We start from the raw sequence: 4,161 nt of genomic DNA, 5'->3' as shown, positions 1-4,161 counted from the left end.
CATAGAAGCTCCAGGAGACTTCAGGGGCGCTGCCAAAATACTGGGTGGCATTGATATAAACACGCCCATTTTGAAAATGGGGCCTTCTCACCATGTTGTCCCCCTCGCCCAGGAACGGATAACGTGCCGGGCCGATGGCGGCGGGATCCATAAGGTGCAATTTGCGCAGCTCGGCGCCCTTGGCGGACACATCCCAGAATTCGGCAGGGGTGGCGGGCCAGGGAATGCGGGGAAAGTCAGTCTTGAGAAACTCGGCGTAGGTTTCGCGATAAGCGGGGCAGTGCAGCACGCCATAGATGTAATCGAAGGTGGCCAACTCATCCGGTGCGCCGTGGGCGGAGTGGGTGGCCAACTCCTGAAGGTGCTCATAGAGCTTGAGGTTGAAGTTCAGCCGACGGTTTTTGTCGAGCGTTTGTTGGTCAGGATAGAGGTAGAGGGGAAAGGAACTGTCAATTCCCTGCATTCCCGGTCGAGACCAAGAACGTCCTACGGAAATCGCATGTACCACATGTCCAGATACACTATTCGTTTCTTGATTACCCCGCTTGCAGATTAATGCGATATTCTTACCTGCAATCATATGCCCCATCACCTCTTCTCGCGGATAGCATATGAAGCCGCGTGATCTGCCCGTGTAATAGGTCCAGTGGGTGTCGAAGGGGCGGTAGGCAATCGGGACCAGTCTGCCCGGGGTAAGATCAGCGCGCAGATCGGCTTGCGCCCAAGCCACCTTCCAATCGCGCACATCCTTGCCGAGTTTGTACTTTGTCCGTGCGTCCTCCGGCTCCAGAGCCAGGAAATCCTGCACCCGTTGCCACAGCCGCTCCTTGTTGTCGTCAATGGTCAGGGCATCCCGGGCGGTGACGATACCAACGGAATGGACCGGCATGAAGTCCTTGATGGAAAACCCCGCCCCATAGGCCGCCTGGGCGGCAAAATCCCGCCGCACCAGGGGATGTTGCGGAGCGGGGCTTTCCATTGAGGTGAACAGAGCACCACGCAAGCTGCCTCTCTGAAGCGCATCATATTTCTCCTGGCGCAGCCCCCACAAATCGCCCTGCATCACTTGGGCCGGATTCTGGCCCCCCTCCCTATGCTTTACAGCGATGATGATCGCCACGCCCTGTTGAATATCAAAGACGTTCTCATCTCTGGATCCATCAGGAGAAACTTCTTTCTTCTTGGCGTTGCCGTGCAGGTCCAGCACCCAGACGCGGTGGAACTTGTGCAGCAAATGCCAGCGCATCCCGCGGAAGGTGGGGTTATCGAGATAGCCGTGATTGGTGATGAATCCCAGAACGCCTTCACCATTCTTCTCGATGAGATGGGAGGAAAGGCGAATGAATTTTACATAGAGATCGTTCAGCCACTTGGGATTGCGTTCTTTGAGTTTCACTTTACCACCTGGCTCTTTCTTGTAGTCCTCCATCAAATCACCGATCCAGTCCTTGGATACTCCACCTTCACCCAGGTAAGGAGGATTGCCGATGATGCACATAATGGGCATATCGCGCTTGATCCGGTTGGCCCCGTCAGCCTCACGGCTAATCCATTGCGCAAACGGCAGGTCGGGTTTGTGCAATTGGCCTGCTTCGAGACTATTGGTGAGATAGATCGAGAGGCGAGGCGGCTTGTCATTGGGCTTGTAGCCCAGTTCCGTCAGGATCATGTCCAGCTTCATGTGGCACATGGCATAGGAAGCCATCAGAAGCTCGAAACCGTGCAGGCGCGGGATCAGGTCATTCTCGATGTAGCTGGACCACATGCCGGGCGCCACACCCTGAATCCTGGGGGCAATCTGTTGGATGACCTGGGCGAGGAAGGTGCCGGTGCCTGCGGCGGGGTCAAGAATCTGGACACGGTGGACCTCCTTTTTGATGGTGACCGGTTTGCCCTTGTCGTCCTCGCCGGCGTACTGATTGATGGTTACCTTGGACGTGTCGGCGAGGCCGTCGGGCAAACCGAACTCGGTTTGCAGCACCTCGTCCACCGCTCGCACGATGAAGTTGACCACGGGTTGAGGCGTGTACCAGACCCCCCGCGCCTTGCGTTTGGCCGGGTTATAGGCGGCGAGAAAGGTTTCGTAGAAATGCAGAAAAGGGTCGTTTTGGCCTGTCTGTTGGCCAAAGCCTTCCATGATATCCTCCACCTTGCAGGCCCGGAAGATGAGGGCCAGGTCGTCGATGATCCAGGCGATTCTGTCATCAAGGTCGTAGCCTGCCACATAGGTGAACAGGTTGCGCAGGAAAGGGTTGGATTTGGGCAGCAAGTCCAGCGCCTTTTGTCGGCTGAAATCTTCCGGTGCGGCGTCATGGAGGCGTGCCGCAAACATGCCGTAGGCGATGGTCTCAGCATAGAGATCGGCGAAGTCCTCAGTCTTGATATCCCGGATCAGGTTTTCCTTGAACGCCTGATACTGCCCTGAAAGTTCAGTCCGGGATTTCCCGTCTTCGATAAGGGCTTTGCGCAACACGTCCTTGATGAGGCCCGCCTTGCCCGCCATGCGTTGGGCCAGTTCAGACGGGCTGGTGATGCTCTGGGGGCGTTGGGCAATGAAGTCCTGCAGCAGGCGTTCCAGCCTTTCATAATGATCCTGCTTCGGGATGATGCGCCCCTCAAGAATCCCGGCGATGACAACAGACGCTTTCCGGTCGCCATGGCGATAGAAATCCCACTCCAGGCCGTTGGTGTAGATCAGGTTGGGTAGTGCGGCCCTGTACCGCTCCTGTTGCGACTTGTTCTTATCTTTCATTCCGCGAATGGGAATGTGCAGGTCTTTGGCTTCCAGATGACCAATGACAAGATCATCTCGCGAGATGCTGAAGTCCGGCGCGCCGCATTTCACCCGCTTGGGTTCATTCAGGGCAATGACCCCCAGTTTTCCAAAAAGGTCCACAAAGGCGGGACGATAAGAATGTTCCGTCGACTGGCCGGTGGCATGGATGGTTTGAACCTTGGCAATAAAATCGGAAATCAAAATCTCGGAAATCAAAATCATAGCGCAGTTATTTGGCCAACGGCATCGGCCGCCCACGGGGAAAATCAGGCTGACGGGACCGTCCCGTCCTTGCTCAAGCAACATGGTCAAGTCCTGCCCCGCCGCCTCCCATGTCATTCCCCCTGGCTGCCCTGACCCCCCCGGATGGCGCCCCAGACCTGGCCCTGGCCTGCTGGCGCGCCCTGGTGCTGGGTATCGTCCAGGGTCTCACCGAGTTTCTCCCCATCAGCAGCACGGCCCATCTCAAGGCGGCGCCGGTCCTGCTGGGCTGGGGGGATCCCGGCGTGGCGGTCACCGCAGTGTTGCAGCTTGGCAGCATCGGGGCCGTGATTGGCTACTTCTGGAAGGATTTACGCCAACTGGGCCTGGGGCTGCTCCAGGGTCTGCGGCAAAGGAACCTGAATGGGCCGGAGGCCACGTTGGGGCTGGCCATTGCCGTGGGCACCGTGCCCATTCTTGTGGCCGGCCTCACCATTCGGCTGTTCTTCTATGGGGCCTACGAGGCATCGGCGCTCCGCAGCTTGCCGTGGATCGGGGTGGTGTCCATCGTGATGGCGGCGCTGCTGGCCCTGGCGGAGCGGCTGGGGCGCCGCCGCCACAATCTGGAGCAGGTGAGCATCACTTCAGGGTGGCTGCTGGGGCTGGCCCAGATGCTGGCCCTGGCGCCGGGGGTGTCCCGCTCCGGCAGCACCCTCACGGCGGCGTTGCTCATGGGCTGGCAACGGGTGGCGGCTGCCCGCTTCTCCTTTCTGCTGGGGATTCCGGCCATCACCATGGCGGGCCTGGCAGAGGTGAAGGAGGCCCTCACCAGTTCCAGCCTGGGGGGAGCGCTCCCCCTCCTGGTGGGGGTATTGAGCGCGGCCCTCTCCTCCTGGCTGGCCATTGCCTGGTTGCTGCGGTTCCTGCAGCGCCACAGCGCCTGGGTGTTTGTTTTCTACCGCCTGGGCTTTGGCGTGCTGTTGCTGCTGATCAGTGTTGGGGGAAGTGGCGGATGATCGCCTCGGCAAACTCCGAACACTTCAGCGGGGGATCCACAGGGGGTTCCATCATGCGGGCCAGGTCGTAGGTGACGCAGCGGTTGGCAATGGCCCGGCCGATGCCGTGGTTGATCAGGGCGGCGGCTTCGCGCCAGCCGAGAAACTCCAACATCATCTGCCCACTGA

2 protein-coding genes and 1 pseudogene are annotated in these 4,161 nt (G+C 59.1%); 1 reads left to right on the top strand and 2 read right to left on the bottom strand.

Annotated features, from left to right (window positions below):
• A partial coding sequence (locus BG35_RS0107180; RefSeq protein ID WP_201768421.1) for a type ISP restriction/modification enzyme occupies positions 1-3,082 on the bottom strand: 3,082 nt, incomplete at its 3' end.
• Between the two features lie 26 nt (positions 3,083-3,108).
• Here BG35_RS0107180 and BG35_RS0107175 point away from each other — a divergent pair.
• Entirely contained in the window at positions 3,109-3,993 is an 885-nt protein-coding gene (locus tag BG35_RS0107175) for an undecaprenyl-diphosphate phosphatase (RefSeq protein ID WP_025782295.1), read from the top strand.
• Here BG35_RS0107175 and BG35_RS10835 read toward each other — a convergent pair.
• Positions 3,968-4,161: pseudogene (locus BG35_RS10835) on the bottom strand (isocitrate/isopropylmalate family dehydrogenase); the annotation flags it as partial. The gene BG35_RS0107175 and the pseudogene BG35_RS10835 sit on opposite strands and share 26 nt — an antisense overlap.

The organism is Candidatus Synechococcus spongiarum SH4, from assembly GCF_000586015.1.
Classification (GTDB): domain Bacteria; phylum Cyanobacteriota; class Cyanobacteriia; order PCC-6307; family Cyanobiaceae; genus Synechococcus_B; species Synechococcus_B spongiarum_F.
The sequence above is the reverse complement of the archived record's forward strand: the minus strand, read 5'-3'. Positions and strand labels throughout refer to the sequence as shown.

Excerpts from the sequence above, each read along its gene's own strand:
- BG35_RS0107175 (WP_025782295.1), top strand. The coding sequence starts at position 3,109 with ATGTCATTCCCCCTGGCTGCCCTGACCCCCCCGGATGGCGCCCCAGAC.